1 protein-coding gene and 3 pseudogenes are annotated in these 2,245 nt (G+C 40.4%); 1 reads left to right on the top strand and 3 read right to left on the bottom strand.

Annotation, left to right across the window (positions count from 1 at the left end):
* Window positions 1-11: 11 nt before the first annotated feature.
* Together ACUVJL_RS14460 and ACUVJL_RS14455 are read right to left on the bottom strand one after the other, a co-directional pair.
* A complete protein-coding gene (locus tag ACUVJL_RS14460; protein WP_445246477.1) occupies window positions 12-362 on the bottom strand; it encodes a hypothetical protein in 351 nt (116 codons plus the stop codon).
* A gap of 260 nt (window positions 363-622) precedes the next feature.
* Window positions 623-1,169: pseudogene (locus ACUVJL_RS14455) on the bottom strand (IS1 family transposase); the annotation flags it as partial.
* A gap of 150 nt (window positions 1,170-1,319) precedes the next feature.
* Here ACUVJL_RS14455 and ACUVJL_RS14450 point away from each other — a divergent pair.
* Window positions 1,320-1,858 (top strand): annotated as a pseudogene (locus tag ACUVJL_RS14450) (IS1 family transposase); the annotation flags it as partial.
* A gap of 273 nt (window positions 1,859-2,131) precedes the next feature.
* Here ACUVJL_RS14450 and ACUVJL_RS14445 read toward each other — a convergent pair.
* A pseudogene (locus ACUVJL_RS14445) lies at window positions 2,132-2,245 on the bottom strand (ISKra4-like element ISMiva1 family transposase); the annotation flags it as partial.

The following is a 2,245-nucleotide window of genomic DNA, read 5'->3' as shown; positions in this document are numbered from 1 at the left end:
TTCTGATGTCCTTAAAGAACACTTTCTGCTGTTACAGAACCATTTGTACTAAACTTTCCTTGTTTCTTTAGATTCGCTTTGCTTGTCGGCTCGATCGCCTGATTGTTGGCTCGATCGCCTGATTGTTGGCTCGATCGCCTGTTTGTCGGTATGATCGCCTGTTTGTCGGTATGATCGCCTGATTGTTGGCTTGATCGCCTGATTGTTGGCTCGATCGCCTGATTGTTGGCTCGATCGCCTGATTGTTGGCTCGATCGCCTGATTGTTGGCTCGATCACCTGTTTGTCGGCTCGATCACCTGTTTGTCGGTATGATCGAATCAATGACGTGGCGATCGACTGACTCACTCTTTTAAGATACAAGGGGCGGGTAAACCTGCCAATATCTGCCAATAATTGACAATCTCAAAAACCCGCCCGACCGGGATATTAGACCTCTTGCAAAAATGCTGAGACCCCTCCCCAACCCTCCCCGAAGTCGCGGGGAGGGAGCCTAATTTTTCTTGCTTCCCCCCTGATTAAAGGGGGGACTGAGGGGGGTGAGTTTTTGACTTTTGCAAGAGGTCTATTATGGTCAATCGAGCGGACATGATCTGAGTCTGGTATTTTATCCTTCTACGGCAAGTCATGTAAGTTTTGCAAATAATGTGGTCTCCATCGGTCATAAACATTGGGTAAACCTTCCATCCATCAGTCACATAAAAATAGCATTTCCATTTGCTAACTACCTCATCCCATAAAGGTTTAAATGTCTGAGGGCCATGGTCTCTCAACACCCACCCTAAAATACCTACTTGAAAGTGGTTTACTGCCGTCCACACCCAAATTTTATTTTTTTTACTTAACAATTTTTTTTAGTTTATCTAATTCTCCTACTTCGGGTATTGTCTCTGGAGTGTAATAATCTGGCAGCAGTTCTCCTACTTGTTTAACCCAGCCATAATTGTTGTATTATGTACGCCTATAACACTCTCAATTGCTCGAAATTTCCTGCCCTTAACATACATCTATAGGCATTGTTGTTTAACTTCTTTTACGTATTTTTCCGAGCTCCAGAATACTGTACAAATTGCCTACCACAGTTAACACAAAGATAATTAATTCTATTTGCCTTTTTTGTTTGTGTCCATTCTTGTGAACATGAGTTGACTGACATTCAGGACATTCCATTAATTTTAATTCGAGGTTGATATTTTTTTGTTACTCTCGATCTCTATCATACCTCAATTCAGCAACGCCCACTTCGGCGTTGCTGAATTAGGGTATGATAAATTTATAGTGCGATCGCCCAAAAATAACACTTCACAAAACGAAGAGCTTATGGAATGTCCTGAATGTCAGTCAAGTCATGTTAATAAAAATGGTCATAAAAAAGGTAAACATAATTATATTTGTGTCGGTTGCGGTAGACAATTTATAGATTGCTACCAACCTCATAAAGGTTACTCGGAAAATCTGAAACTTGAATGTCTAAAAATGTCGGTCAATGGTATGGGTTTTCGAGCAATTGAGAGAGTCAAAAATGTGCATCATACAACCATAATTAATTGGGTAAAACAAGTAGGAAAACTCCTGCCCAATTCTTATGACCCCGAGACAATTCCCGAAGTGGGAGAATTAGATGAATTAGAAACATTTGTCGGCTCAAAAAAAACAAAATTTGGCTGTGGACCGCGGTAGACCACTTTAAACCAGGTATTTTAGGGTGGGTATTAGGCGATCATAGCGGTAAAACCTTTGAACCACTTGGGAATCTTGTTAATAAATGGAAATGCTATTTTTATGTGACAGATGGCTGGAAAGTTTACCCTAACTTTATTGCCGATGAAGATCAAATAATTAGCAAAACCTATATGACTTGCAGTTGGGGTGCATCCATTGGTAACAAGTTAAGCTAAGAAAGCATTTGTCAATCAGCAATTATGCTCAACATTTACTCGGATTTTGGGCATAAAACTGAGATTTGGGCGATCGAGGAATCATGTCGAGGGTGATATTTATACCTACTCCCTCTCAAATCGTGAATTTTCCACTCCTAAAAAAGCAGTTTTTTTGAGTAATATTACTGATTGACAAATGCAATTAAGTCTTAACTTGTCACCAATGGGGTGCATCTCACTTTTGCAGATACATCAAGTAGAAAGTTGACCATTGAGATGCAGCACAGCGAAGAGAAAGGATAGAGGAAACACTCTCGATATTCCACTGCGCTCCCGATAGTTTCACCCTTAGTCCAATTCGTTTAA

Origin of the sequence: Microcoleus sp. OTE_8_concoct_300, assembly GCF_031383065.1 — a bacterium.
In the GTDB taxonomy this organism is placed as follows: domain Bacteria; phylum Cyanobacteriota; class Cyanobacteriia; order Cyanobacteriales; family Microcoleaceae; genus Microcoleus.
Note: the sequence above shows the minus strand (reverse complement) of the source record. Positions and strands in the feature narration are given on the sequence as shown.